This window comes from Rhodococcus sp. IEGM 1330 (assembly GCF_033142445.1).
In the GTDB taxonomy this organism is placed as follows: Bacteria; Actinomycetota; Actinomycetes; order Mycobacteriales; family Mycobacteriaceae; genus Rhodococcoides.
The window spans coordinates 60863-86432 of sequence record NZ_JAWLSB010000002.1; the positions used below are offsets into that span (position 1 = coordinate 60863).

The following is a 25570-nucleotide window of genomic DNA, read 5'->3' on the forward strand; positions in this document are numbered from 1 at the left end:
CGACAGATGCTGCCGACCGTGTGACGATCGGTGCATGACACTCGACGACATCGTGAATCTGGTCGGCAGCTTCGAGGGCACGGTGACGCAGCGGCCCCGAGAGGGTGACGGAACTCCCGAACTCGCGTGGGGCGATGCGTTCTTCTACTACTCACCCGACGGGACGATCCCGACCACTCAGCCGTTCGCAACGATCGTGACCAAGAACTACCCGGGTGACGAGCTGTCCCAACTGAACAGGGCGGACGCGTTCCGCGTCAATATCGTTGCAGGAAAGCAGGAATTCGAGAAGTTCATGGGGGTGCCGCCCCGCGAGGCGGCCCACGCACCCCAGGCCGACAGCGACGACGTCATCGCCGCCCACCCCCAGTACGGCACCGCCGGTTGGCTCTCGGTGGTCAACCCGTCGTCGCAGACCGAGACACATGTTCGGGAACTACTGGACTCCGCCTACAAGGTTGCCAAGAGCAGATACGAGCGACGCCAAGGCTGATCAGTCGAAGAACTCGTCCATCGATCGGGACAGCCCATCGACATCCAGGCCGTTGGCCCGATCGTGTTCGGCCACTGTGCCGTACTTTCGACGCTCTCCCGCCTCGACCCCGATTCCCGACACTCGGTGACGCACATCGGCTAAGGCCCGATCGATCTGCGGCACTGACGTTCCCGCGAGATACGGCTCGACGATCATGACGTCGGGCTCGGTCAACGTCGCCCGCAGCGTTCGGCTGTCGAACGGCCTGATCGTCGACACATGCAGCACCGTCACGTCACGCCCCGAGGCTGCGGCCAGAACCCGGTCGGTCATCGGACCGACGGAGATCACCGTTCCCGAATTACCCTGCTGCAGAACGGTGAACGTACCATCGGGCCGACCGTGCGGACGTTCGTTGCACACCCCGTCGAGCCTGATGTACACGCGATCGTCGGTTGCCGCCGCGCTGTGCAGCATCCACTCGACCTCGTCTACGTGCCCGGGAACGTGGACTGTCCACCCGCTCAGGGTGTCGAGGAGTGCGACATCTCGTTGACCGAAGTGGGTCTCGCCGCCCTGCGGCCAACCGTAGGACCCGCCCGAGCTCACCAGGATTGCGCCGACGCCCTGATGCCCCAAATCGAGCTTGACCTGCTCGAAGGGCCGCTCGATCAGGAACGGCGGGAAGGTGTGCACGATCGGACGCATCCCGGCCAGGGCCAGACCACCGGCGACACCGATCATCGCCTGCTCTCGAATCCCGACGTTGATCACCCTCGACCGAATATCGGGGGTGAGGTGCGGTTCGAGATATCCGACTCCGATCTCCGCTAGCACCAACGCTGTTCGCTCGTTCTGCGCCAACAGTGGGGGCACCAGACGGTAGAAGCACTCACGTTGGTCCAGCGTTGCGCTCATCAGCTCTCCTTCTTTTCGACATGAGCGACCACCACGTGCGGCCGATCGGCATGATCGAGGCGAAACGCGCGCCTGAGAGCACTGTGATCTCGGCCGTCGACGTCGGATGTGGACCACCCCTCGACCGCGAACCGCAACGCGATACCGCCGGGCCACCCCAGACCGGCAGAGTCGTTGTCGATCACCACGGCAGTCAGATTGCTCAGATTCGACCGCGCAGCGAATTGAATGGCTTCCATATTGCTGCCCTCGTCGAGTTCCGCGTCGCCGATGAGCACGAAGACTCGGGCGATGCTCTTCTGAATCTGCAGCGCGACAGCAGTTCCGGCGGCCAGCGCCAGACCGTGTCCGAGCGATCCCGATCCGATGTCGGCCCCGGGAACCAACGTGCGATCCGGATGATTGCCCAGCGGAGAGTCGTAGCTGCCGAACGACGCGAGCTCGTTCGGCGTCAAGAATCCCCGTGCCGCAAGCACTGCGTAGTACGCCATGGGCCCGTGGCCCTTGGACAGGTAGAACCGATCACGCTCGGGGTCATCGGGATTCGCTGGGTCGAGCCTCAGGATGTCGGAGTACAACACCCACAGCACATCGAGTGTGGATGTGGAACTGGTGCTGTGCTTTTCGTCGCCCGTCATCAGTGTCATGAGTTGCGGCAACTCATCGAAAGTCATCTGCATGACCCCACCCTGCAACCTCGAGTGCACTCGAGGTCAAGCTGTCGGCTACACCCAACCCTCCGAGGAGCGGCCCGAGAAGTTCGCAAGACGCTCCAAAGGCGCTGCTTCCGGGCGCGACTCCACGATAGGTCCGAACGGCACTCCCGGAACCCGAGCCTCCGCCGGCAGCATCGTTCTGAATTCTTCGGCCACCGGATGGACGAGGGCGGGATCGACTTCGGCCGACTGGCCTGTTGCCACCGCGAGATCCCATCCGTGCAGCAACAGCTCTCGGGCGTACCCCCATACCGCAGATCGGCCCGGCACCGCGCCCCAGGGAACCACGACGGGGGCGTCGAGCCTTGCGTCGTCGGCCCACGCCGCGCGCGCCTCGACCAGAAGCCGATCGAACGCTGCCACATCGTGATCGGCGAAGTACGGCGACACCGAGTCCGGGCTACCCAGTTCGGCGATCGCGATCAGCCTGGCCACCGTCGCGACGAGGTGACCGGCCAGCGTTCGGACATCGAACTCGTCGCACGGAGTGGGAAGGTCCAGTTGGTCGGCGCGCACCGCACCGATCAGACCGCTCACCCATGCGGCGGACGTGAAGTACACCTCGCGCGGATCTGTCTGTTGCGTGGTCTCGATGGTGTTCATTGTTGAGCCTTCCGTTTCACGGCCGCCAGTTGTGGCCTCATGGATAGAAGTACATCGGATGAACATGACATCTTCTGTCATGTTTTGGTGAGAGACTTTTCGAGTGCGCGCAGACCGGTTGTTGTCCATCGTGATGCTGCTCCAACATCGGGGCAGACTGAATGCTGCCGACATCGCCGCAGAGCTCGAAGTGTCCATGCGCACCGTATTGCGCGACATCGAAGCGTTGTCCTCTGCGGGCGTCCCGGTCTACACCGATCGTGGTCGCGGTGGTGGCATCAGTCTGCTGCCCGGCTACCGGACCGAGCTGACCGGACTGACCGCAGAGGAGGCAACGGCATTGCTGGCCTCCGGCTCCGGACGAGTAGCGACCCCTGCGTTCGCACGCGCGATGCGCAAGGTCGCCGCCGCGATACCCGAGGCGCACCGAGCAGCGGCAAGCACTGCATCACAACGGATTCTGGTCCGACCCGACGGCTTCGCTTTTCCCCACGAACCCGAGGTCCATCTACCGGAATTGCAGCGTGTCGTCGTCGACGGTAAGCGGATACGAGTGTCGTATCGCAATCGCGTCGGTGCGGTAGCCGAGAGAATCCTGGACCCCATCGGGCTCGTGTACGCCGGTGATCATTGGTACCTGCTCGCCGCGCGCGACGGCACCGAACGTGTCTATCGAGTATCGCGTATCGACAGTCTGGACATGCTCGACGAGTCCGCTGACCGCAGTGATGTCGTGGATCTGGAAGCGGCGTTCACGGCACATTGGAAGTCCTTTCGCGCAAGTTTGGCCCACATCGAAATCACCTGCCTCGCGGAAGATTCGGTGTGGATCTCGTTGACGAAGAACGTAGTTCGAGTGATCAGCGACCACATGCAGGACGACGGACGGCACCTCGCAGTCATCGAGTTTTCCGGACACAATCACGCCACGGGAGCGCTATGGCACTGCGGGCCCGGCGTCACGGTGTTGCAGCCGACTTCACTTCGAGACGAATTGGCCCAACGCGCGAGGGCAACAGCGCAGTTGTACTGCTGACATTTCGCGGCCGACTTCTTCTCGGAAGGTGCGCGCAGTGTCCATGACCAAATCATTACCATTGCGAACCGCTTGGGGGTTTCGTAGGGTGAACGCGATTCCGAACAGTCAGGACGGCGCGATGGCACTCAATCCACCTCGAACATGGTTCGGCCCGAAGCGAATCGGCTGGGGAATCAGCCCGCGCACCTGGGAGGGGTGGATGATACTCGCCGTATCTGTGATCGTCATCGTCACACTCGGCGCGACAGTATTCTCATGACATGCCGCGAACACATCTCGCTGTAGCCGGGACGTCCATCGACTGCGACGATCCGGTGCAACTCGCGCACTTCTATCTCGCGCTTCTCGGCGGTGAGTTGTTGTGGGAGAACTCCGAGAGCGTGGGGATCAGGACGCAGTCGGGCCTGAACATCGTTGCGCAGAAGGTAGCGAACTACGTTCCGCCCGTGTGGCCATCGACTTCCATTGTGCACTTCGACATGGATGCGGGAGGGGACCTCGCCGGATCCGTCGCCTACGCAGTGGAATGCGGTGCCAGGGAGATAGCAGAGCAGCCGGATCCCCGATGGCGAGTTCTCCTCGACCCCGCCGGCCACCCCTTCTGCATCACCACGGAGGTGTACGACGGTTGACGGGGGCAATAGCCTGAAGCAGTGCGCAATCTCGTCATCGTTCTGCTGTTGTTCGGATTCATCGTCGGATTGGCCCCGCTGGGCTGGTACGCGATCGGTGAGATGACTACCAATACGAGTGGCGTCGTGTATTCGGGTAGTTATCAGCCCCTGAACGGTCTCACGATGAACGACGAATTCGTGGACTCCATGAACGATTCGTTCGACCGACGCACCCAAGGCCTGTCGAAGCTGTGGCTCTACCTGGTCCCCATTGCAAGCGCAACACTTGGCGCGCTGACCGGGGTGGTCATGTACAAGTGCGGATTCGTTCTCACACGCAGACGAACTCGAGAGACATGAAGTGCCCGGGCCTGCAGAAATCGAACTGAGCGTCGACGATATTCGACACGTGGCGGCCTTCGCAGCTACCTGCGCCCGACGGGCATTACCGACCTACGAGATGACCCACCCCGACGATGCGCGTCCACGCGCGGCGATCGACGGTGCCGAGGCGTTTGCCGAGACCGGCCACCGCACGGCAGCACTTCGCCAACTCGCCTGGGCAGCACACAAAGCTGCCCGCGAGGTGCCCGGATCTGCGGCCACGGACGCCGCACTGTCCGCAATGCACGCCGCCGGTGCAGCCTTTCTCCATCCGCTGTACAGCCCACATCAGGTCAAACACATTCTCGGTTCTGCCGTGCATCTGGTCCTCGCCGACCCGAAAGCGGCTGCGGAGCAGATCGAATGGATCGACGCGCAGTCCGATGCGACAATACGATCGGTCCTTCGCCGGTTTCCACCACCTACCGCCGGGCGTACAAGGTTCGCGGCAGCTTGTGTACATCTCGATACCGAATTGCGACGCTGAGCCGTTGCCCATATCGGGGTGCGGTGACAGCATGAAAGGCATGAAGGCCAAAGAACGCCCCTGGAAGCGTTACGGGCTTGCCGCGTTGCTGGCCGCGCTCGCGTTCCTGACAGTCAGCGACATCGTGTCCGATCCTTCTGCCTGGAACTGGTCGAAGCTGCTAGTGGTGGCTGTAGCCGGTCTGTTCATCTGGTACGGAGAGAGTCGGACCCGGACGTCTCCTGAAAAGATCGGGCCCGAGGCCGTACCCGACGAGGATGTCGAAGCGGTCGTCGCAGAATCCGGCAGAACCGTTTACGCCATCAAAGCGCTGCGAGAGATGCATCCCGGTCTCGGCCTACTCGATGCGAAAAGACTTGTTCAACCTGATAATTGACATTCCGAGGAGTCGGCTATGACCCTGGAAATCGGTACACATGACGTCAGAGATTCCGACGCCCTCCTCGCGGCCGCAACTCTGTTGATCGATTTCAATCGCGAGTACGACTACCCGGTGCCCGAGACTGATTGGCTTGCAGCACATCTCGATACCCTGGTGGAGTCCGGCGACACCAGCGTGCTGACATTCGGGACTCCCGCCATCGGTGTGGCGGTGCTGCGATTTCGGATCGGTACGCTGAGCGCTGACCTCGAGGCCTACCTCGCCGAGTTCTACGTCCAACCGGGGCTACGCGGAAAGGGCTACGGCACAACCTTTCTCGACGACGTCATCGAGCATGCACGCGGCAAGGGTGCCACCTACATGGACCTCAACACCTCCGAGGACGACGAGGCGGCGCGTCACGTGTACGAAAAGCGCGGCTTCGACTGCCACGAAGGCCACGGCGACGGGCCGAAGGCTCTGTACTACGAACTCGAGTTGGCCTGACTCCGACGATGTAGCCTGGATTTATGGTTAGCCGGGATAACAGCTCGACGTCGTTCGGGGCGGTCGCCGACGTGTACGAATCTGCTCGCCCCGAATACCCGTCGGCCGCAGTCGAATGGTTGCTGGAACCCGCACTCGGGGCCGGCAGGCGTCCTCTTGTCGCCGATGTCGGAGCCGGGACCGGCAAGCTCACCCGCATCATCACCGCCGCCGGGTGCGATGCCGTCGCCGTCGACCCTGATCCCGCGATGCTCGACGCCCTACGCGTCGCAGTGCCCGGCGTCCCCGCCCACGTCGGCACTGCCGAGTCTCTGCCGCTGGACGACGGGAGCGTCGATGCTGTTCTGCTCGGACAGGCCTGGCACTGGGTCGAGCCAGTGGCCGCGTCCCGGGAGATCGGCAGGGTTCTCCGCCCCGGTGGCACCCTTGGTCTGATCTGGAACATTCGCGACGAATCGGAGCCGTGGGTTCGGCGACTGAACTCGGTGGTCTCGCGCGGTGGAGCCCTGGCCATGTTCGACGACGGTCCGCCGCCGATCGCAGAACCGTTCCGTCAGCTCGACGAGGAGCGGTGGACGTGGACTCGCGTGGTGAACCGGTCCCAGCTGACCGACCTGGTTCGGTCGCGCAGCTTCTACATCACCGCGACAGCCGATGAGCGCAACTGCATCGATCGGGATCTCGCCACCTTGTTCGACGAGTTGGGGCTGCATAGGTCTACAACGATCGACCTGCCTTATGTGACCAGAGCTTTCCGCTCTACGACGACGACCCCATGATGTCCAAAATCGACTCGCTCGCAGTGCAACCAGGCGATTCGGTCGAGGGGATCGGCGCGCTGTTCATCCATGACGGATCGATTCGCTTCGCGCCCAACGCCCCCGACGAGCAGGCAGCGACCGAGAGCGCAGTGACCATCCCCGTGACGGGACGCGGCCCGGTCATCTCATCGGGTGGGTGGGTGTCGTTGAGCGGCACATTGTGCGACGGGGCCATCGAAGCCGACGTCATCGACGCTGTCGACCGGCCCGAATTTCCCGGTGAACCCACACTGCTCATCCGCGAACCTGCTGGAAGCGCCTGGACGAACGATGCCGTCCTGGAAGCTGTCGAGCGGAGCGGCTCCGATCTCCTCGATGCGTCCGGCGCGTACCGCGACAACACGGGAACACTGGTGCTCACGCTGCGCTATCTGTACCTCGACCGGAGGGCATGCGAGTGGTTGAGTAGGCCGCACCCCGGTCCCATAGACGTGTGGGTGGCGCACAGCCCGTGACTCGGAATCGAATCTGATCAGTAACGCGCGAATGCAAGGGCAATGTTGTGCCCGTCGAGGTCTATGAGGCCGCGGCTGACTGACACCGCGGACCCGAACGCCGAAGTCCGCTATTTTGCGTCGCGGAAGTACGGTTCGACCGTGCCCTTGAGCTTGACCAGCATGGGATTTCCGAAGCGATCCTTCGCGGTAGGGACTTCGACTCGCACCCAACCCTCGGCCACGTTGTACTCGCGAATACTGGTCTTCTCGACGCCATTGAAGCGAATACCCACGTCCCGGCGAAGAACGTCTTCGCTGTAGAAGGGGCTCCGCGGATCGATCGAGAGGTGATTCGGGGGAACGTCTGTGTTCTGGTCCTCGGGCATGATTACTTTCGTCGATTGCTGCGATAGGTGCTTGGTTGATTCAGGGAGAGAATACGCGACCCAGGGTTGTCGGCCCTAGCCCCGCGCCATATCCACGAATCTGGACAGGTGAAGCTGATGTGCCACAGTGATTGTCGCGGTCGGACCGTTACGGTGCTTGCCGAGAATCAAGTCGGCCTCACCGCCGCGCGGGTCGTCGCGCTCGATCGCGTCGGGGCGGTGCAGCAGAATCACCATGTCGGCGTCCTGCTCCAGTGAGCCGGACTCACGAAGGTCCGAGACCATCGGCTTCTTGTCGGTTCGCTGCTCAGGACCACGGTTGAGCTGGCAGACCGCGACCACCGGGCATTCGAGTTCCTTGGCGAGAAGCTTGAGCTGACGGGAGAAGTCCGAGACCTCCTGCTGACGGGATTCGACCTTCTTGCCCGACGACATCAGCTGAAGGTAGTCCACCACAATGAGTTTGAGTCCGTTGCGCTGCTTGAGGCGACGGGCCTTGGCGCGGATCTCCATCATCGTCAGGTTAGGAGAATCGTCGACGAACAGCGGTGCTTCGCTGATCTCACTCATGCGCCGGGCCAGCTTGGTCCAGTCGTCGTCGGTCATCTTTCCCGAACGCATGTCACCGAGCTTGATCTTCGCCTCGGCGGACAACAGTCGCATGACGATCTCGGTGCGACTCATCTCCAGAGAGAAGATGACACTGGGCATGCCGTGCTTGATCGAGCACGAACGCATGAAATCCATTGACAGCGTTGAATTGTGGGTCGGAATCATCGACTCGCTGGCGAGATACAGATGATCTGCGTTGTCGACCTCCACACAGCGAACCGGAACGGAGTCGACTCGGCGAACGTCTACGATGAACCGCGAACCCGATCGCACAACGGATCCCGCAGCGCGACGTTCCTTGTGCAGTATCTGCTTCCGGTGCAGACCGAACACGACATCGTCGGTCGCGAACGTCAACGTGAACGCCGTCGACGACGCCTCGCTTCGACCCCGCACACTCCTGGTCGACATCTGCACGCGATAGCCCAAACTGACGATCAGTTCGCGCACCCCGAGAACGAGCCGCTCGCTGGTCACCGCGAACTGAACCGAGCCGCCTCCGGTGACAGTGCCGTCTGTGTCGAGCAGACCCGCCAACAACGCACGTCGTTGACTCTCGGATCCGCGGAGGTAGTCGGTGGGTACGTGCTTGTCGCCCAGTACGCCGATCGTCCGTAAACGCGCCTGCACTGTCCCGATCGAGCTGCGGCATGCCTGGCAGCGGTGCAGACCAGTCGTCACCTTGCCGCAGTCGATGCACGTCGGTTCCGCGACCGGAGCGGACATGAAACGTGCCTTGCCGCCGCACGATTGGCCGCAGGTACGGACATTGAGTGGAAACGGAACAAACTGCGCGCCACAGACGACACACGCCTTCGCCTCGACCGTGTCGGAGGGCAGTTGGATCGAGTATCGAAGTGCGGCTTTCTCCGACGCCACCACGCGCAGTCCTTCGCCCTCTATTCGGGCGATGATTTCGGGGTCAGCACTGGTGATCTGCGCGCAGGCCGACGTTCCATCTCCCAGCCATGCGCCCATGGTGTACGGCGGCACCAGAAGCTCACGCTCGGGCAGCTGAACGGCCTCGGTGTTGGTGACGGAGTGATTGATGCGCGCATCCTTCGTCGCGCAGCGCACCGAGTTCGCGATTTCTTCGGTGGTGCGCACAGCAGCGAAGGTCTTCTGATTACGAGTCCGGTTGTAGTTGACAGCCGCAGCCTGCGCCGACTTTCGTGACGCCCTGGTCTCGGTCAACCATTGATGCTGTGCATCGGCGACAATGACTGTTCCGTCGGAGAATTCGACTTCGTAGCACGGTCGCTCGAGCATGACGTCCGTGGCCGCGACGACCCTGGTCGGCATGCCATGGGCGTCGATGAGGTGATCGCCCACGGCCACCTCGCCCATCGTGGTCCAGCCGTCGGGCGTCGGAAGTGGCGTGTCGAGGGCGAGCGCCTTACCAACGCCAGGCCTCGCCGCGACGATGATCATCTGTCCCGGGTGCAGTCCGTTGGTGATTTCGTCGAGTTCGGCGAATCCTGTCGGTACGCCGAGGGATATGCCGCCACGGCTGGCGATGGAGTCGATTTCGTCCATCGTGGGCTGCAGCAGTTCCTCGAGGGGGAGGAAGTCCTCGGAGGTGCGGCGTTCGGTGACCTCGTACACCTCGGCCTGCGCGCGGTCCACGACCTCGGCTACGTCCTGACCGTCGGCTCCGGCGTAACCGAACTGCACGATGCGGGTCCCGGCCTGTACGAGCCGGCGCAGAATCGATTTCTCCGCAACGATCTCGGCGTAGTACCCGGCATTGGCTGCCGTCGGCGTCGTCTGGGTGAGGGTGATCAAGTACGGAGGGCCGCCGATGCGCTTGAGCTCCCCGCGACGATCCAGCTCGGCCGATACGGTCACCGGGTCGGCAGGCTCACCGCGGCTGTAGAGGTCGAGGATCGCGTCGTACACGTTCTGGTGGGCCGGCCGATAGAAATCACCGGGACGAAGCACCTCGAGCACGTCGGCGATGGCGTCCTTGCTCAGCAGCATGCCGCCCAGTACGGACTGCTCAGCGGCCATGTCCTGTGGGGGCTGGCGACCGAAATCCTCGCCTGGTCCCTCGCTGGACGAGGGGCCGGAGTAGTCGGACTGTCCTCGATCGTCCACAACTGCCACGCGAACCGGCCGTCCTCTCCCCATTGTCGTCGGCATCGTCGGGTATCACCCGGCGGTGCTGTGTAGCAAGTTCTACCCCCGGGCACCGACAAGCTTTTTCGGCACCGGATTCGCACTGTCCCGGCGCCGCTGCACGGCATCGAGAGAGACGCTGCACGGACGTTAAGCGCTATCGACAGGAGTCACAACATGGCCTGGGGATGGATCTGTGCATGAAATGTGGATGGTGTTGAACAACCGTGTTGACCGTCTGGGGATAACCTGGGTATAACTTTCCGAGTTTTGGTCTTTTCGCCAGGTCAGAGCGTGTACATAAAGTTTTCTTCCTGTGCATCGATTCTGGATCGGCGTGTCGGCCGAATTGACAGCTCGGGCGTGTTGAGTAAATACCAGGTGAACCCAGGGGTGAACTAGGTCACAGTGACTGGGATGACTCACAGAAACAGACCAGGCTCCCGTTTCGACGCGAGGGGCCCGATTCCGCGCTTGGAATCGGGCCCCTCGACACTGCCGACAAAAGCTCAGCCGACGGTCTCCTGCGGGCACTTCGCCGGGTCCAACACGGTGACCTCCTTGGTACCGATCTGAAGCACTCGTGCCGTGGGAATGTCGAAGAACAGTCCGGTGATTCGCAACCGTCCCTCGGCGTTGGCTCGGCCTACGACGCGGTGACGAGTGAGCGTCTGCAACTGCACCGCCACGTTCACCATCGCGAGTTGATCCGCCTCACCGAAGCCGAGCTCCGCCGCCTGACGACCCACCACATGCCCGCTGCGGTACGCGTCGAGGCTTGCCATCCCGTAACCCAACCACTCCGCGACGGACGCGTCCGCGGCGTTCTCCGGCCCACTCAGCACCGCCTTCATGGCACCGCAACCCGAGTGTCCGCACACCACCACCGACGAGGTGCCCAGCTGATCGACGCCGAACGCCAGCGCCGCCTCCACCGAACAATCCTGCCCCTGGGCCGGCACGAGGTTGCCCATGTTTCGGACGGTGAACAGATCTCCCGGCCCGCTGCTGGTGATCGTGTTCGGCATGACTCGCGAATCCACACAGCAGAGAAAGAGGGTGTCCGGATCCTGGTTGTCGGTCAGACCCTCCAGGTGCGGACGTATGTTGGGCGCATGCGTGCGGTGGTACTCCGCCACCCCGCTCAACACCGGCCGCAGAGCAGCAGGCGAATCGTCCTGCGCCACATCGCTCTTGAGCTGCCAGGCGCGCCACGGTGCCAACGAGCTGCGTACCGTCGCAGATCCGCGCTTGGGCGGACCCTCGGCAGCGGCCGCCATCGAGGCGGTGCCCACTTCTTCGACCTTCACTGTGCCACCACCGAGTTCGTGCTGACGCATCCACTCGTTCAGGGCGTCGTGCACGGCGTGATCGAGAAAATCCACGCCCAGATGCACAGTGACGGCGGTGCCTGCGGGGACGGTGGACAGCACGTGCGTCAATCGAGGGAGCGCAAGGAAGCTCAACGAACCCTCGGTGGTGACGCGCCAGGTGCCGTCGACCGTTTCCTCGGCCCTGACCTTGGCCCACACCACACGACGCAACACGAGGATGATCGACAGCGCCAAACCGATCAACACACCCTCGAGCAGGTTGAGCGCCACCACTCCGACGACCGTGACCGCGTAGACCGCGATGTCTCCGGTCTTGTTGGCAATCTTGATGTCCGCCAGCTTGATCAGCTGCACGCCGATCATCACCAGCAGCCCGGCCAGAGCGGCGAACGGAACCAGTTCGACGATCGAGATGAACAGTACCGAGAAGATCAGAATCCACACGCCGTGCAGAATCGCCGATGCACGAGACTTGGCCCCGACCTTGACGTTGGTGGCACTGCGCACGATCACACCGGTGATCGGCAGACCGCCGATGGCACCGGAGGCCATATTGGCTGCGCCCTGCCCCATCAGTTCCCGGTCGAAATTGGTGCGCTCACCGCTGTGCATCTTGTCGACGGCCACCGCGGAGAGCAGACTCTCGACACTGGCGATCAGCGCGATGGTGATGACGCCGGTCGCGAAGGCACTCCACTGCCCGTCGGGCATGACGGGCAGGCTCAAGGACTCGATCAGGTTGCCGGGCAACTCGATTCGTTCGACATCGAGGGAGAAGAAGATCGAGACCGCGGTCGCGGTGACCACTGCGACCAGGGCGGCCGGCACCTTGGTGACCTTGGCCAGCACGCCGGACAACTGGCCCAACCGTGGCCAGGTGAACATCAGCACGACCACGATTACGCCGACGACGATCGACGGCCACTGGCCGTTCGCGACGGACGTGGGGATGGCCAGGACGTTCTGGACCGCGGAACTTTCGGATTCGCCTCCGAGGAGTACGTGAATCTGTTGCAGCGCAATGGTTATACCGATTCCGGCAAGCATCGCATGCACCACGACGGGCGAGATGGCCAGCGCACTGCGCGCAATCCGGCTCATTCCCAGCAGTACCTGCACGGCACCGGCCAGGACCGTGATGGCGCACGTGACGCCCCAACCGAATTGGTTGACCAACTCGGCAACCACGACGGTCAGGCCTGCTGCCGGGCCGCTGACCTGCAGCGGTGATCCGCCGAGTATCCCGGCGAGGATTCCGCCGACCACCGCGGCAATGAGACCGGCCATGATCGGCGCACCCGATGCGACGGCGATACCGATCGAAAGTGGCACTGCAACAAGGAAAACGACCAACGAGGCCGGTACGTCGTATTTCAGGATCGACCCGACGCGAGACTGCGGCTCGGGTCGGGTCTCGGGACTGGGGTCGGAATCGGGTTCCACGGTCGTGGTCACGGCAGCGTTCCTCCGGGCGTCTAGGCGTCAGGTCGGGTGGATCCAGTTGGTGTCGATGTTCGATGTCGCCCCGCCTAAAGAGTACGCAAAGCTTTGCTCACGAACGTCTCGAGAGAGATGCTTCACAAATCGGAACCCATTGCGACAGTTGATCTTTGTGAGAAGACACGAAAAAGCCCCACGAACCCTTGGTTCGTGGGGCTTTGTTCGACCGAAACGGGCCGAAAGCTGAAATCAGCTTCCGACGACCTCCAGCTTGAACTTGGCGGTCACGTCGGGGTGCAGGTTCACGACGATGTCGTGCTTGCCCGTGCTCTTGACGTGAGCCTTCGGCAGATCGATGCTGCGCTTGTCGACGACCGGGCCACCGGCAGCCTTCAGAGCAGAAGCGACGTCCGACGCGGTGACCGAGCCGAACAGCTTGCCCGTGTCGCCCGCGGTCTTCACGGACAGCGTGACGGCCTCGAGGCCTTCGATGGCCTGCTTGAGCTCGTTGGCGTGCTCGAGGCCGCGGACGGCACGAGCTTCCTGAGCGCGGCGGATGCCGTCGACCTGCTTCTGAGCTCCACGGGTGGCCTGGATGGCCAGTCCGCGGGGCAGCAGGAAGTTACGGCCGTAGCCGTCCTTGACCTCTACGGTGTCGCCAGGCGCACCGAGGTTGTCCACATCAGCGGTGAGGATCAGTTTCATACCAATCGCCCCTTTCTATCGAGCCGTCGCGGCGTAAGGCAGCAGTGCTACCTCACGCGAGTTCTTCACGGCAACGGCCACGTCACGCTGATGCTGGACGCAGTTGCCGGTGACACGGCGAGCACGGATCTTTCCGCGATCGCTGACGTACTTACGCAGCAACGTCGTGTCCTTGTAATCGATCGACGTGTTCTTTTCCTTGCAGAAGGAACACGCTTTCTTCTTGAGCACCTTGTCGCGCAATGGCGGTTTGGGCATGGGTCTTTCTCCGTTACATCTGGTTGTTCTCGATCGAAGGATCTAGAACGGTGGCTCTTCGTCTCCGCCACGTCCGCCGAAGGAGCCCGACGCCGCCGGGGCACTGCCCCAGGGATCGTCTCCACCGGAACCGGAGTTGGACGAGGAGTTCGAGCGGCCGCCGCTCGATCCGCCGGAGGAACCGGAGCCGGAGCCGGAGTTGAAGCCGCCTCCGCCGCCACCTCCACCGCGATTGGCCTTGTTGACCTTTGCGGTGGCGTAGCGGAGTGAAGGTCCGATCTCGTCGACTTCGAGCTCGACGACTGTCCGCTTCTCACCTTCACGCGTCTCGTACGAGCGCTGCCGCAGCCGTCCGCTCACGATCACTCGCGAGCCTCGGGTCAAGCTCTCGGCAACGTTTTCCGCTGCCTCGCGCCAGATGTTGCAGCGCATGAAGAGCGCGTCGCCGTCTTTCCACTCGTTCGTCTGACGATCGAATGTGCGCGGGGTTGATGCAACTGTGAAGTTGGCAACCGCCGCACCGGCGGGGGTGAATCGAAGTTCTGGATCAGCCGTCAAGTTTCCGATGACGGTGATGACGGTCTCGCCTGCCATGGTTCCTCTTTCAGTAGTAAGCGTTGTAGATGCCAGCCTAGAGGCGGGCAACGACAATTACTTGCCCTGTCGCAGGACCTTCGTACGCAGAACGGACTCGTTGAGTCCGAGCTGACGATCCAGCTCGCTGACGGTGGCAGGCTCGGCGTTGAGGTTCACAACGGCGTAGATGCCCTCGGCATGCTTGAGGATTTCGTAGGCCAGACGACGCTTGCCCCACACATCGACCTTGTCGACGGTGCCGCCATCCTTGCGAACGACGTTGAGGAACGTATCGAGCGACGGAGCGACAGTGCGCTCGTCCAGATTGGGGTCGAGAATGACCATCAATTCGTAATGACGCATAAGACCTCATCACCTCCTGTGGACTAGTGAAAACGGCCACGGACTATCCGTGGCAGGAGGGTCGTTGCGTCAGCAACCCCTCGAAGATACACGACAGGGCCCTGACCTGCTAATTCGCGTCGGGCGCACGGTCCGGCGTTCGCGCGTCATAGTCTTGCACCATGCGATCCGGGGTCCGCGCCAATCCGATGACGGTCGTCGTGGTCGTCGCGATGGCTGCGGTGGGATTGATTCTGGGATATCTGAACAAGGCCCGATGCGCGGTCGCGCCGTTCGACGCCTCCGGTCGCAGCACGGTGTTCGACGCCATCAAGGATTCCTCGGTCTGCTACTCCGACATTCAATTCCTGTGGCTCGGCCGAGACATCGACAATCACATCTTTCCGTACATCCACGGGGCCATCACCAGCGACGGAATCCTCACCGGCGGGACGGTGGAGTACCCGGTGCTGAGCGGATTGTTGATGTGGCTCGGTGCGATCCCGGCACACACCGACGCGCAGTTCCTGTTGACCTCGGCGTTGATTCTGGCGCCGTTCGGTCTGCTCACCGCCTGGATGCTCGGCCGGATGGCGGGCTGGTCCGCCTTGCTGTGGTCTGTCGGCCCGCCTCTGGTGATGTACGCCTTCCACAACTGGGAGCTTCCCGTCGTGGCCGCGGCCGTCGGCGCGATCTTCGTCATGACGCTGCCGATGCCGCTGCGGCGCAAAGCGATTCTCGCGTCGGTGCTGCTGGCCGTCGGCTTCTGCCTCAAGCTCTATCCGGGAGCATTCGTGTTGCCTCTGATCGCGTACGTGGTCACCGGCGGCATCGACGGGCGCGAGTCCGCCGACACCATGAAGGGTCGCTGGGACATCCGCGGCGGCCTGATGGTTGCAGGCGCTGCGATCGGCACGGTCGTCGCAGTGAATCTGCCGTTCGCAGTGCTCGGTTACGAGGGATGGCGTGCATCCTTCACGTTCCAGTCGCTGCGGCAGGCAGACCTGACGACCAACTCCATCTGGTACTGGGGACTGCGCCACGTCTACATCAGCGACCAGATGACTCCCGATGCCTACGCGGAGGCCGAGGCCTCCTTCCAGGATGTGGTCGACGTCGCGTCGCCGCTGCTGGTGTTCGCCGCGTTCGCTCTTGCGCTGTGGCTCGGCTTTCGTCGCGCAAAGATTCTCGGGACGTACCCGTGGGTCGCGGTGAGCGGATCGATGCTGTGCGGGTTCATGCTGCTGCACAAGGTGCACTCTCCGCAGTACACGCTGTGGCTGCTGCCCTTCCTGGTGCTGCTTCGAATCCCGTGGGGACTCGTCGCCGCGTACCTGCTCGTCGATCTGTCGATGGGAATCGGCGTCTTCAAGTACTTCGCCGCGTTGGCCTCGGGTGCCGATGCCAACGATGAGGAGTTCTTCGTTCTCGTCGGGGTGTGGGGACGGGCGCTGCTGCTGATCGTGCTGTTCGTGTTGTTCATCAGGTCCGAGTTGCGAGTGCCGGCCGGACGCGCATCTGCGTTGAACCCCGCGAAGCCGAGAACCCTGGTACAAAACAGGTAACACGGTACGCAACGGGTGGGGGCGGGGAGATGGCAGAGACGTCGCAGGCGCACGAAGAATCTGCTGCGGGGGCGCGGCGCATAGGCCTCGTCGAGGACCACGAATCGGTAGCGCTCGGACTCAAGGCCATGCTCGCAGACGAACCCGACCTGGAACTGGTGTCCACCGCCGCCACCGTCGCAGAGTTGCTCGCCCAACAGCAGACACTCGATCTGGTGGTACTCGATCTTCGTTTGGGTGACGGGTCGTCGCCCCGCTCGAACGTGGAGCAGTTGCACGCCGCCGGTGCGCGCGTCCTCGTCTACACCGGTGCCGAAAATGCCTTTCTGGTTCGCTCGGCCGCCCGTGCGGGCGTGCTGGGCGTGGTCCGAAAATCCGCACCTGCGGCGGCGATCGTCTCCGCGATCCGACGCGCAGCGAGCGGCGGGCAGGTCGTCACGACGGACTGGGCTGCCGCGATCGACGGCGATCCGCAGCTTCCCGATGTCGGACTCAGCCCACGCCAGCGCGAGGTACTCGCCCTCTACGCGTCGGGCGAGAAAGCCGGACGCGTCGCCCGCCTGGCCGGACTGTCCGAACAGACCGTCAACGACTACCTGGTGCGGATCCGCAACAAATACGCCGAGGCGGGGCGTCCGGCACCGACGAAAACCGACCTGTACAAGCGAGCGGTCGAGGACGGTTGGCTCCCGATGCCCGAGCTACCTCCGCAGGATTGATGCAGAGCGCTGGAATGCGCGTCGTTCTGCTCGACGACGGCGGGCTTGCTGTGGTTCATCCCACAGTCTCGACGCGAGTGAGTACCGCGGTTTCCGATGCGCTGAGGGGTTCCACAGACGGAGTGGTGACCGCTCGAATACTGCCGCCCGGCCGCGCGAAGATCGCATCCATCCTGGTCAGCGACTCGAGCGCCGACGTGAGGATCGAACTCGATGCCGACGGTCGGCAGTGTGTCGTAGCTCCGTGACACGCTGGCGGGACGGTTGACGGTTCAATGCCCCTAATAGTCAGGGCAGAAAACCTGCGAATTACCTGTGAGAATCGACCACATTGGTTTAGTCGGTCTCAACCCACTTCGGCGTCCGGGAGATTTGATGTCTGCACTGCTCGAACCCTTGCCCTCCGCGGACGACTCGGGAGTCCCGACGACGCGCCGTTCACGTGGGCCGATCAGCTTGGTTCCGCCTGCGATGCAGATACACCCCGTTCCCGCCGCCGCGAGCCCGTTCCCGCCGCGACCGGATCTGACCGGCCGCGAGATCGAGGTGCTGCTCTGCTGGATTCGACACGACTCGAAGACCGAAGTGGCGAAGGCACTGTTTCTCTCGCTCGGCACCGTCAACACACATCTCACCCGCATCCGGGCCAAGTACACCTCGGTCGGACGCCCGGCACCGACCAAGGCGGCCCTCGTCGCACGGGCCCTGCAGGACGGGCTCGTCGACATCTCGGAGCTGTGAATCTCGGAGCTGTGAGCCCGACGGTCAGACGCTGACTGCGGTCTCCACGCCTTCGTTCTCCAGACGCTTGTTGCGTCGGATGCTGCTCACCAGGGCGGCTCCGATGAACAGGATTCCCACGAAGCCGGTGATCAGCTCGTTGATGTGCACACCGATCGAGACCAGCAGGATGATCGCCAGAGCACCGATGGCCCAGTGCGCACCATGCTCGAGGTACACGTAATCGGACAACGTTCCCTTGCGAACGAGGAAGACCGTGATCGAGCGAACGAACATCGCACCGATGAAGCCGAGGCCGAGCGCGATGATGATCGGGTCCGCAGTGATGGCGAAGGCACCGATGACACCGTCGAACGAGAAGGACGCGTCGAGCACTTCGAGGTAGAGGAACAGGAAGAAGCCGGCCTTACCTGTCGCCTTCGCCAGTTCGCTGGGTCCACCCGAGGACTCTTCGCCTTCTTCTTCGACGTGGAACAACTCGCCGAGACCGTTCACCGCGATGTACGTGATCATGCCGAGCACGCCGGAGACCATGACCGTCGAGATCTTGTCGTCGTCGGCGAGGAATTCAGCGCTCAGGACCAGCAGCAAGCCTGCAACGACGACTGACAGCTGATCGAGGCGACCGATTCGGGCCAGAGGCTTCTCCAACCAGCTCAACCACGTGATCTCGCGATCCTCGAAGATGAAGCCGAGGAAGAGCATCAGCAGGAACATGCCGCCGAACGCTGCGATCTGCGGATGCGCGTCGGTGAGGAGCGTCTCGTAGCTGGGCGAACCGTCCGGGAAGGTCGCGGCACCGTCGGCGGGCGGGTTGAGCGCCAGGTCGATGGCGGCGACCGGACCGAGGCCCGACGCAGCCCAGACGATGACCAGCGGAAACAGCAGGCGCATGCCGAACACGGCGATGACGATGCCGATGGTGAGGAAGATCTTCTGCCAGAACTCGCTCATGCGTCGCAGCACGGTGGCGTTGATGACGGCGTTGTCGAACGAGAGTGACACCTCGAGCACGCCGAGGATGAGGACGAGGATCATCGCCTCGATCCCGCCGTACAGGAAGGCCACGATGACGGAGACGATGGTGACCGCGATCGACCATCCGAAGATCTTCACAACCACAGGCGTGGCCTTTCTCGAGACAGATACGGAAAAACCCCCGCCCATCATGAATGACGGAGCGGGGGTATCCCCAATCTTGGGAAGGCCTTGACTAGACGTTTACTCCGAAATCGCGGGCGATTCCCGCGAGTCCGGACGCGTAGCCCTGACCCACAGCACGGAACTTCCACTCCGCGCCGTTGCGGTACAGCTCACCGAATACCATCGCGGTCTCGGTCGAGGCATCCTCGCTGAGGTCGTAGCGAGCGAGCTCGGAGTTGTCGGCCTGGTTGATGACGCGGATGAACGCGTTGCGCACCTGACCGAACGACTGCGAGCGTGCGTCCGCATCGTAGATCGACACGGGGAAGGTGATCGTCTCGATCTCCGGCGGTACCGCGGCGAGATCGACTTTGATCTGCTCGTCGTCTCCGTCGCCCTCACCCGTGGTGTTGTCCCCGGTGTGCTCGATGGAGCCGTCGGGAGACTTCAGGTTGTTGAAGAACACGAAGTGCCCGTCGCTCAGGGCCTTCTTCGTCGAGTTGAGCGCGATGGCGCTGGCATCGAGGTCGAAGTCGGTACCGGTGGTCGTGCGGATGTCCCACCCGAGTCCGACGATGACCGCAGTCAGGTTCGGAGCTGCCTTGGTGAGCGAGACATTGCCACCCTTGCTGAGGCTGACGCCCATGGAGAGGTCCTTTCGCAAATGGTTTCCCGTTACGGGTACACCGTAGTGGGAATGTCCGGTTCTTGGACGTACTCCGCCAACGAGTACGACATCGCCAGGGTTCCCGTCGGTACTATCGAGCAGGTGACAAGTCGCTGGCCTGGGGTGTTCCGCCGAGGTGCCGAATCCGACGCCGCCGCGCGTCGTTCCCAGGACAACGCTGTCGCCGCATTTCTCGACATGGACAAGCGTCAGTCCGTCGCCTCGACAGGAGTCGAGGCCTCCACCGCACTTCGCCCCCAGGATCGACTCGCCGGCCGATGGGCCGACACCGAGAAGCAATGCTTCGACGCCGGTGCCGCCTATCTCGCCGCCGTCGATCAGTTCGACGGAATCACCACTGCCGCCGCACGATCTGCCTTCGACCGAGCAACCGGGCTGCTGCACGACGCAAGCGTGGCCGTCGATCGCTTCTACGACGCTCATCGAGGCACCCTCGAGCAGGCCTCCGCTCAGTTCGCAGCTACCCCGCGCCTGGTCCAGGACGCCTTGGCCGAGGCCGACGCGGCCCGATCCACCGTCGACGAGCAGTTTGCCGGCTACCCCTCACTCCGGCAGGCGTGGCGCGAACTCGATTCGGCAACAACGCAATTGCAGGCAGATCAGCGCGACCCTCTGCGCGCCCGAGAAAACGCCGCCCTGGTCCGCGACCGGGCCGCCGCACTGCGGGCCGCGGTGGACTCGGCCCCGGGACGCCTTCAGGAGGCCCGGACGGCACTGGCCTCCGTGCGCACCCGAATCGAAGCCGTGCGAACGAGATCCGAGGGTATTGCGCCTGCCTTCTCGGCCCTGCTTCGAGAGTTCAACGCCAAGAGCTCGGCAGATCTGTCTCGCAACGAACGATCGAGTGCGCGCCACATCGAGCAGGCGGACGAGGACCTGCGGGCGGCACGTTCGGCGCTCGACGCGGGCAATCCCGAGCAGGCACTGGATCTGGTGACCCAGGCCCGCAGCCACCTCAGCGATGCGGAGCATTTGGTGGACGCGGTCACCGACCGAGTTCGTCTGCTGCGCGCAGTGAAGGCAGATCCGAAAGAGACCGAGAACAAAGTGCGGTTCAAACTTCGTGATGCTCAACAACTCGCGATCAATCGTGGTCTGGTTGCCGAATGGGGCTCGGTGTTGGATGCTCAGCTCGCCCGGATCGACAGGGCGAGTACAGCGCTGACGGGTACCCACCCCGACTACTGGTCATATCTGCAGGATCTGGATACCATTTCGGACTTCATCGCAGGCGTGATCGAACGCATGCGCACCTCGCACTGATCACATTCACACGAAGGACAGTGGTGCAACACTTTCGCCATCTCGACGCAGAGACCCGTGAACGAGTGTTCTTCCTGCAACCGGAAGACATCGAGACGAGCGTCGGAAACGACGTCGTGGCAACAGCTCTCGGGGCAACGCTGTACATCCCGGCCACGCGTCCCGACCTGACTGCGACGGTGAACAAACGGACCGACGAGGGCGTCCGATCGATTGTCATCGATCTCGAAGACGCTGTTGCAGATCATGATCTGGACGAAGCTTTGGACAACACCGTCCGAACTCTGAACGAACTCTCGGGTTCGGAATCACTCGTGTTCGTCCGGGCTCGTACCCCCGCGCACATCCGCAGCATCTGTGCCGGCCTCGTCCACGGGGCCGCCGGTCTCGCCGGATTCGTCGTGCCGAAGTTCACGGCAGCGCGCGGAGCCGAGTTCCTCGACGAGATCGTCGCGGCATCGCAGGCACACGGCACCCGCCTGTTCGCGATGCCCGTTCTCGAATCGCCGGAGGTGGTGCACCGCGAGACCCGCGACGCAGAACTGGTTGCCATCCGCGAACTTCTGGGCAACTACCGCGACATCGTGCTGGCAGTGCGTGTCGGAGCGACCGACATGTGCGGCACCTTCGGCATCCGGCGCGACCGCGACCTGACCATCTACGACGTCCGCGTCGTCGCCGACGTCATCAGCGCCATCGTCAATCACCTCGGCCGCTACGACGGTTCCGGATTCGTCATCACCGGCCCCGTGTGGGAGTACTTCGCAGACCACGAACGCATGTTCCGCCCCTTGCTACGGCAGACGCCGTTCGTCGACCAGGACGCCGTGCGCTTCCGCCAGCAGTTGGTCAGCAGCGACCTCGACGCCCTCTTGCGCGAGGTGGCCCTCGACCGAGCCAACGGCATCCAGGGCAAGACAGTCATCCATCCCTCGCACGTGCCTGCCGTGCACGCGCTGTCCGCGGTGACGCACGAGGAATACCACGACGCACTCGACATTCTCTCCTCCGACCAGGGCGGCGTCCAGGCGTCCGGCTACCGCAACAAGATGAACGAACTGGGCCCGCACCGTAATTGGGCGAAGCAGACGGTGGTGCGCGCCAGGGCGTTCGGCGTCACCAACGAGGGGATCACGTTCGTGGATCTACTGACCGCACTGGCACAGCGATGAACGCCAATCCGGCCGACGGAATCGTGCTCACCGACACCGGTTCGTCGTCGTCCTGGACGGCCACGCAGTTGGTGCGGCCCGGTCTGCGTCGCAACCCCCGCCGCGCCCACCTGTTGGTCTCGACGGTGCTCGGCAAACACATACCCGTCGATCCGGACGTCGTCATCGCCGCCGGCAACGAACTGGCCGCCCTGGTGCACACCGCGGTGGGCGGTTCCGATGTCGACGTTCTCGGATTCGCAGAAACGGCAACGGGATTGGGCCATACGGTCGCAACGGCTCTGGGCGCGCACTGCTACCTGCACTCGACGCGTCGCCCCGTTCCCGGCATGACGGTGCACGGCGAGTTCGAGGAGGGTCACTCGCACGCCACCGACCACCTGCTGATGCCCACATCGGCCGATCTTCTCGCCGGCGACCTGCCGTTGATACTCGTCGACGACGAGATCTCGACCGGAGCGACCGCGTTGGATGCGTTGCGTCAGATCCACTCCTCGGCCGGGCGCGCGCATTACGTCATCGCGTCCCTGGTGGACATGCGCACCGCCGAGCATCTCGCTGCTGCTGCTGCGGTGGCAGCAGAACTCGGCGTTCGGATCGACAACGTGAGCCTGGCGCAGGGATCGGTGGAGCTGGAGCCGGGACTGGTGGAGACGGTGCTGGACCTACCCGATCCGGTATTCAATCCCACTGCTGCACAGCCCGGTTCCGTTCACCGAGTCGACGCACACTGGCCGGCGACCCTGCCCGACGGCGGCCGCCATGGATTCCTCGGGTCCGACGCGGCAGGTTTCGACTCCGCGATCGATGCTCTCGCAGCCACCGTCGATGCGTCACTCACCGAATCGGCACCGGTGGTCGTCATCGGCCACGAGGAGCTCATGTATCTGCCGCTCCGACTGGCGGCGGCGCTGCAGAAGCGGGGGCACCGGGCCCTGTTCCAGACCACAACCCGGTCACCGGCATACGTTCTCGACGTGCCCGACTACCCCTTGCGCCGCGGCTTCGAATTCGCTGCGCCCGAGGACGAATCGGGACTGCGCTACCTCTACAACGCGTCCGCCCCCCACGACGCCACACTGGTATTGGTCGCCGACGCCCCCGCCGACACCGATGCCCTTGCGGCCGCCGCCGAGACACTCGCCGCCTCGGGCACAGACGTACTCCTGTTGGTCGTGACCGGAGCCGACCCGGCGGCACTCGAATTCGCCCGGCGGGCACGCCCACTCCGCGGACCCGAATTCGGCTCCTACGCAGCGGACGAAGTCACCTGGCTGCTCAAAGACCTCTCGTCGGTCTCACTCGAAGCAGGAATCGAGGAGCGGGAGAAACGCATTCAGGCCGGCGAGGCCCACTACGCCGAATCGCTTCCGGTCGAGTACCAACCGGATCTCGCCTACCGCGAACTGTTCGAGAAAGTTCTGCAGGAGAGCGCATCACGGCTGGCGGTCGCGGTCGGAACCGTCACCGAGATCGTGCTGGCCGAGCGCGGACATAGCATCGCACTCGCATCCCTGGCTCGCGCGGGCACACCCGTCGGGATTCTGATGCGCCGCTGGGCATTCGCAGCCCACGGCATCGAGATTCCGCACTACGCAGTCTCGATCGTGCGCGATCGAGGCATCGACGCCGTGGCACTGCGCTACCTCGCCGAGCACCACGACTCGCGCTCGGTGGTGTTCGTCGACGGCTGGACCGGCAAGGGTGCGATCGCCCGCGAACTCACCGCCGCACTCCGCGACTTTCCCGGAGCCGAGTTCGACGACGACCTCGCTGTGCTCGCCGATCCGGGCAACTGCGCGCGCACGTACGGCACCCGCGACGACTTCCTCATCGCGTCGGCCTGCCTCAATTCGACTGTTTCGGGATTGGTTTCACGAACCGTACTCAACGACAGCCTGATTCGTCCCGGAGACTTCCACGGTGCGAAGTACTACGCCGATCTCGCCCCCGACGACGTCTCGCGCCACCTGCTCGACACCGTCGCTGCGCGTTTCGACGACGTGCGGGACGAGGTCGCCGCCTCGGTGACCGCCGTGCTGACCTCCGACCGAACCCCCACCTGGACGGGATGGGCATCGGTGGAGAAGGTCCGCGCGGGGTACGGCATCTCGCACGTCAATTTCGTCAAGCCCGGTGTCGGCGAGACCACGCGGGTACTGCTGCGTCGTGTCCCATGGCGGGTACTGGTGCGGGACGCCGATGCGCCCGAGCACGAACATATTCGGATGCTCGCCGCGGCCAGGGGAGTACCGGTGGACGTGGTTCCCGACCTCGCCTATTCATGCATGGGGCTGATCAAGAACGTCTCGAGCGGGGACGCGTCGTGAGCGCTCTCGTCGCGGTGGATCTCGACCGTACGATGATCTTCTCCGAGGGCGCACTGGGTGTGCCCCTGGACGATACGTTCGAGTGTGTGGAGATGTACGAGGGAAAACCACTGTCCTACATGAGCTCTCGCTCGGTGTCAGCCCTTCGTGAGTTGAGCGAGACCACCGTCGTGGTGCCGACCACCACGCGGACCATCGAACAGTTTCAGCGGATCTCGCTGCCCGGGGCGCCCTGGCGGTATGCGATCACCAGCAACGGCGGCAACATCCTCGTCGACGGTGAGCCGGATATGCACTGGCGCAACGGGTTCGAGTTGGATCTGGCAGGGATCGGTGCCGAGTTGAGATCGCGGGTCTCAGAGGACTGGGTCCTCAAGTACCGCGAGGCCGACGGCCTGTTCTGCTACCTGGTGGTGAACACGGCCGCCGTGCCCGAGGACTTCGTCGCGGAGTGGTCGCAGTGGTGCGCCGTTCGGGACTGGAACGTCTCGCAACAGGGTCGGAAGATCTACACGATGCCCAACGCGGTGTGCAAGAGATCTGCGGTGGCCGAGGTGCGGTCCAGGCTGATCCAGGACGGCACACTCAGCTCCGAAGCTCGACTCTTCGCCGCCGGTGACGGCGCACTCGACGCCGAGATGCTCATCGCCGCCGATGCTGCGATCCGACCCCGGCACGGCGAACTCGAACTGCTCGGATTCACCCGGCCGGGCTTGACGGTCACCGACTCCTCCGGCGTCCGGGCCAGCGAGGAAATTCTCGAGTGGCTGCGGAACCGAACTGCCGTGCGCCGCGTCTAACTGTTCGTCGGGGAGA

The 25570-nt window shown here is 63.5% G+C and carries 29 protein-coding genes; 17 read left to right on the forward strand and 12 right to left on the reverse strand.

The genetic code is table 11. The features are described 5' to 3' along the window. The first annotated feature begins 34 nt into the window (after positions 1-34). Positions 35-493 (forward strand): DUF6194 family protein, encoded by a 459-nt coding sequence (locus tag R4P57_RS05135; protein ID WP_317801794.1) that lies wholly within the window; start codon positions 35-37, stop codon positions 491-493. On the opposite strand, the gene R4P57_RS05140 is transcribed toward R4P57_RS05135, so the two are convergent. Genes R4P57_RS05140 through R4P57_RS05150 form a run of 3 tightly spaced genes read right to left on the reverse strand, consistent with a single transcriptional unit; the run spans position 494 to position 2712 of the window. Then, entirely contained in the window at positions 494-1393 is a 900-nt protein-coding gene (locus R4P57_RS05140; RefSeq protein ID WP_317801795.1) for a transketolase, read from the reverse strand. It lies immediately after the preceding gene. Further along, the gene (locus R4P57_RS05145) at positions 1393-2067 is read right to left on the reverse strand and encodes a thiamine pyrophosphate-dependent enzyme (protein ID WP_317801796.1); all 675 of its coding nucleotides are present in this window, start codon (positions 2065-2067) and stop codon (positions 1393-1395) included. Before R4P57_RS05145 ends, R4P57_RS05140 begins: the two co-directional genes overlap by 1 nt. A gap of 51 nt (positions 2068-2118) precedes the next feature. After that, the gene (locus tag R4P57_RS05150) at positions 2119-2712 is read right to left on the reverse strand and encodes a TIGR03086 family metal-binding protein (protein ID WP_317801797.1); all 594 of its coding nucleotides are present in this window, start codon (positions 2710-2712) and stop codon (positions 2119-2121) included. A gap of 103 nt (positions 2713-2815) precedes the next feature. Here R4P57_RS05150 and R4P57_RS05155 point away from each other — a divergent pair, with 103 nt between their 5' ends. The 8 genes from R4P57_RS05155 to R4P57_RS05190 all read left to right on the forward strand — a co-directional run bounded on the left by R4P57_RS05155 (position 2816) and on the right by R4P57_RS05190 (position 7380). Next, positions 2816-3748 carry a YafY family protein gene (locus R4P57_RS05155; RefSeq protein ID WP_317801798.1) on the forward strand — a complete coding sequence of 311 codons (933 nt, stop codon included), beginning with the start codon at positions 2816-2818 and terminating at the stop codon, positions 3746-3748. A 263-nt stretch (positions 3749-4011) separates the two neighbouring features. Beyond that, positions 4012-4383 (forward strand): VOC family protein, encoded by a 372-nt coding sequence (locus tag R4P57_RS05160; RefSeq protein WP_317801799.1) that lies wholly within the window; start codon positions 4012-4014, stop codon positions 4381-4383. A 21-nt stretch (positions 4384-4404) separates the two neighbouring features. After that, on the forward strand, positions 4405-4725 hold the full coding sequence (locus R4P57_RS05165) for a hypothetical protein (RefSeq protein WP_317801800.1): 321 nt from the start codon (positions 4405-4407) through the stop codon (positions 4723-4725). 1 nt (position 4726) lies between these two features. After that, positions 4727-5236 (forward strand): putative immunity protein, encoded by a 510-nt coding sequence (locus R4P57_RS05170; RefSeq protein ID WP_411742305.1) that lies wholly within the window; start codon positions 4727-4729, stop codon positions 5234-5236. 40 nt (positions 5237-5276) lie between these two features. Continuing rightward, positions 5277-5612 (forward strand): hypothetical protein, encoded by a 336-nt coding sequence (locus tag R4P57_RS05175; protein WP_317801802.1) that lies wholly within the window; start codon positions 5277-5279, stop codon positions 5610-5612. A gap of 18 nt (positions 5613-5630) precedes the next feature. Next, positions 5631-6104 (forward strand): GNAT family N-acetyltransferase, encoded by a 474-nt coding sequence (locus R4P57_RS05180; protein ID WP_317801803.1) that lies wholly within the window; start codon positions 5631-5633, stop codon positions 6102-6104. A gap of 23 nt (positions 6105-6127) precedes the next feature. Beyond that, positions 6128-6883: a class I SAM-dependent methyltransferase gene (locus R4P57_RS05185; RefSeq protein ID WP_317801804.1), complete on the forward strand. Its 756-nt coding sequence runs from the start codon at positions 6128-6130 to the stop codon at positions 6881-6883. Further along, a complete protein-coding gene (locus R4P57_RS05190; RefSeq protein ID WP_317801805.1) occupies positions 6880-7380 on the forward strand; it encodes a hypothetical protein in 501 nt (166 codons plus the stop codon). The genes R4P57_RS05185 and R4P57_RS05190 overlap by 4 nt, the downstream gene beginning before the upstream one ends. Before the next feature lie 110 nt (positions 7381-7490). Here R4P57_RS05190 and R4P57_RS05195 read toward each other — a convergent pair whose 3' ends face one another. The 7 genes from R4P57_RS05195 to rpsF all read right to left on the reverse strand — a co-directional run bounded on the left by R4P57_RS05195 (position 7491) and on the right by rpsF (position 15154). Further along, positions 7491-7748 carry a DUF3297 family protein gene (locus tag R4P57_RS05195; protein ID WP_317801806.1) on the reverse strand — a complete coding sequence of 86 codons (258 nt, stop codon included), beginning with the start codon at positions 7746-7748 and terminating at the stop codon, positions 7491-7493. A 75-nt stretch (positions 7749-7823) separates the two neighbouring features. Further along, positions 7824-10466, reverse strand: coding sequence for a replicative DNA helicase (dnaB, locus tag R4P57_RS05200; RefSeq protein WP_317801807.1), 2643 nt, complete (start codon positions 10464-10466; stop codon positions 7824-7826). Between the two features lie 521 nt (positions 10467-10987). Further along, complete coding sequence (locus tag R4P57_RS05205; protein WP_317801808.1) at positions 10988-13267, reverse strand: bifunctional SulP family inorganic anion transporter/carbonic anhydrase; 2280 nt, start codon at positions 13265-13267, stop codon at positions 10988-10990. Positions 13268-13501: 234 nt separating this feature from the next. After that, positions 13502-13957, reverse strand: a complete 456-nt coding sequence (gene rplI / locus R4P57_RS05210) for a 50S ribosomal protein L9 (RefSeq protein WP_314143710.1) — start codon at positions 13955-13957, stop codon at positions 13502-13504. 15 nt (positions 13958-13972) lie between these two features. Continuing rightward, a complete protein-coding gene (rpsR, locus tag R4P57_RS05215; protein WP_032396926.1) occupies positions 13973-14215 on the reverse strand; it encodes a 30S ribosomal protein S18 in 243 nt (80 codons plus the stop codon). Positions 14216-14257: 42 nt separating this feature from the next. Further along, positions 14258-14809 (reverse strand): single-stranded DNA-binding protein, encoded by a 552-nt coding sequence (locus R4P57_RS05220; RefSeq protein ID WP_032378699.1) that lies wholly within the window; start codon positions 14807-14809, stop codon positions 14258-14260. 57 nt (positions 14810-14866) lie between these two features. Next, entirely contained in the window at positions 14867-15154 is a 288-nt protein-coding gene (rpsF, locus tag R4P57_RS05225; RefSeq protein ID WP_008711385.1) for a 30S ribosomal protein S6, read from the reverse strand. Between the two features lie 161 nt (positions 15155-15315). On the opposite strand from rpsF, the gene R4P57_RS05230 reads away from it, so the two are divergent. The 4 genes from R4P57_RS05230 to R4P57_RS05245 all read left to right on the forward strand — a co-directional run bounded on the left by R4P57_RS05230 (position 15316) and on the right by R4P57_RS05245 (position 18158). Further along, positions 15316-16698, forward strand: coding sequence for a hypothetical protein (locus tag R4P57_RS05230; protein ID WP_317801809.1), 1383 nt, complete (start codon positions 15316-15318; stop codon positions 16696-16698). Positions 16699-16727: 29 nt separating this feature from the next. Then, complete coding sequence (locus tag R4P57_RS05235) at positions 16728-17417, forward strand: response regulator transcription factor (protein ID WP_317801810.1); 690 nt, start codon at positions 16728-16730, stop codon at positions 17415-17417. Beyond that, complete coding sequence (locus R4P57_RS05240) at positions 17417-17665, forward strand: hypothetical protein (RefSeq protein ID WP_317801811.1); 249 nt, start codon at positions 17417-17419, stop codon at positions 17663-17665. Before R4P57_RS05235 ends, R4P57_RS05240 begins: the two co-directional genes overlap by 1 nt. A gap of 127 nt (positions 17666-17792) precedes the next feature. After that, complete coding sequence (locus R4P57_RS05245; protein WP_317801812.1) at positions 17793-18158, forward strand: helix-turn-helix transcriptional regulator; 366 nt, start codon at positions 17793-17795, stop codon at positions 18156-18158. Between the two features lie 24 nt (positions 18159-18182). Here the strand turns inward: R4P57_RS05245 and R4P57_RS05250 are convergent, their stop codons facing one another. Further along, entirely contained in the window at positions 18183-19280 is a 1098-nt protein-coding gene (locus tag R4P57_RS05250) for a DUF475 domain-containing protein (protein WP_317801813.1), read from the reverse strand. 91 nt (positions 19281-19371) lie between these two features. Continuing rightward, positions 19372-19947 carry a TerD family protein gene (locus tag R4P57_RS05255; RefSeq protein ID WP_317801814.1) on the reverse strand — a complete coding sequence of 192 codons (576 nt, stop codon included), beginning with the start codon at positions 19945-19947 and terminating at the stop codon, positions 19372-19374. 219 nt (positions 19948-20166) lie between these two features. On the opposite strand from R4P57_RS05255, the gene R4P57_RS05260 reads away from it, so the two are divergent. From R4P57_RS05260 to R4P57_RS05275, 4 genes are read left to right on the forward strand one after another with little or no spacing between them, the layout of a single operon-like run. Further along, positions 20167-21252 carry a hypothetical protein gene (locus tag R4P57_RS05260; protein WP_317802302.1) on the forward strand — a complete coding sequence of 362 codons (1086 nt, stop codon included), beginning with the start codon at positions 20167-20169 and terminating at the stop codon, positions 21250-21252. A 23-nt stretch (positions 21253-21275) separates the two neighbouring features. Then, positions 21276-22424: an HpcH/HpaI aldolase/citrate lyase family protein gene (locus R4P57_RS05265; RefSeq protein WP_317801815.1), complete on the forward strand. Its 1149-nt coding sequence runs from the start codon at positions 21276-21278 to the stop codon at positions 22422-22424. Then, entirely contained in the window at positions 22421-24754 is a 2334-nt protein-coding gene (locus R4P57_RS05270) for a phosphoribosyltransferase (RefSeq protein WP_317801816.1), read from the forward strand. Before R4P57_RS05265 ends, R4P57_RS05270 begins: the two co-directional genes overlap by 4 nt. Further along, positions 24751-25554 carry an HAD family hydrolase gene (locus R4P57_RS05275; protein WP_317801817.1) on the forward strand — a complete coding sequence of 268 codons (804 nt, stop codon included), beginning with the start codon at positions 24751-24753 and terminating at the stop codon, positions 25552-25554. Before R4P57_RS05270 ends, R4P57_RS05275 begins: the two co-directional genes overlap by 4 nt. Positions 25555-25570 lie beyond the last annotated feature (16 nt).

Excerpts from the sequence above, each read along its gene's own strand:
- R4P57_RS05135 (WP_317801794.1), top strand. The coding sequence starts at position 35 with ATGACACTCGACGACATCGTGAATCTGGTCGGCAGCTTCGAGGGCACG.
- R4P57_RS05140 (WP_317801795.1), bottom strand. The coding sequence starts at position 1,393 with ATGAGCGCAACGCTGGACCAACGTGAGTGCTTCTACCGTCTGGTGCCC.
- R4P57_RS05145 (WP_317801796.1), bottom strand. The coding sequence starts at position 2,067 with ATGACTTTCGATGAGTTGCCGCAACTCATGACACTGATGACGGGCGAC.
- R4P57_RS05150 (WP_317801797.1), bottom strand. The coding sequence starts at position 2,712 with ATGAACACCATCGAGACCACGCAACAGACAGATCCGCGCGAGGTGTAC.
- R4P57_RS05160 (WP_317801799.1), top strand. The coding sequence starts at position 4,012 with ATGCCGCGAACACATCTCGCTGTAGCCGGGACGTCCATCGACTGCGAC.
- R4P57_RS05175 (WP_317801802.1), top strand. The coding sequence starts at position 5,277 with ATGAAGGCCAAAGAACGCCCCTGGAAGCGTTACGGGCTTGCCGCGTTG.
- R4P57_RS05180 (WP_317801803.1), top strand. The coding sequence starts at position 5,631 with ATGACCCTGGAAATCGGTACACATGACGTCAGAGATTCCGACGCCCTC.
- R4P57_RS05185 (WP_317801804.1), top strand. The coding sequence starts at position 6,128 with ATGGTTAGCCGGGATAACAGCTCGACGTCGTTCGGGGCGGTCGCCGAC.
- R4P57_RS05190 (WP_317801805.1), top strand. The coding sequence starts at position 6,880 with ATGATGTCCAAAATCGACTCGCTCGCAGTGCAACCAGGCGATTCGGTC.
- R4P57_RS05195 (WP_317801806.1), bottom strand. The coding sequence starts at position 7,748 with ATGCCCGAGGACCAGAACACAGACGTTCCCCCGAATCACCTCTCGATC.
- rplI (WP_314143710.1), bottom strand. The coding sequence starts at position 13,957 with ATGAAACTGATCCTCACCGCTGATGTGGACAACCTCGGTGCGCCTGGC.
- rpsR (WP_032396926.1), bottom strand. The coding sequence starts at position 14,215 with ATGCCCAAACCGCCATTGCGCGACAAGGTGCTCAAGAAGAAAGCGTGT.
- R4P57_RS05220 (WP_032378699.1), bottom strand. The coding sequence starts at position 14,809 with ATGGCAGGCGAGACCGTCATCACCGTCATCGGAAACTTGACGGCTGAT.
- rpsF (WP_008711385.1), bottom strand. The coding sequence starts at position 15,154 with ATGCGTCATTACGAATTGATGGTCATTCTCGACCCCAATCTGGACGAG.
- R4P57_RS05230 (WP_317801809.1), top strand. The coding sequence starts at position 15,316 with ATGCGATCCGGGGTCCGCGCCAATCCGATGACGGTCGTCGTGGTCGTC.
- R4P57_RS05235 (WP_317801810.1), top strand. The coding sequence starts at position 16,728 with ATGGCAGAGACGTCGCAGGCGCACGAAGAATCTGCTGCGGGGGCGCGG.
- R4P57_RS05240 (WP_317801811.1), top strand. The coding sequence starts at position 17,417 with ATGCAGAGCGCTGGAATGCGCGTCGTTCTGCTCGACGACGGCGGGCTT.
- R4P57_RS05245 (WP_317801812.1), top strand. The coding sequence starts at position 17,793 with ATGTCTGCACTGCTCGAACCCTTGCCCTCCGCGGACGACTCGGGAGTC.
- R4P57_RS05255 (WP_317801814.1), bottom strand. The coding sequence starts at position 19,947 with ATGGGCGTCAGCCTCAGCAAGGGTGGCAATGTCTCGCTCACCAAGGCA.
- R4P57_RS05260 (WP_317802302.1), top strand. The coding sequence starts at position 20,167 with ATGGACAAGCGTCAGTCCGTCGCCTCGACAGGAGTCGAGGCCTCCACC.
- R4P57_RS05270 (WP_317801816.1), top strand. The coding sequence starts at position 22,421 with ATGAACGCCAATCCGGCCGACGGAATCGTGCTCACCGACACCGGTTCG.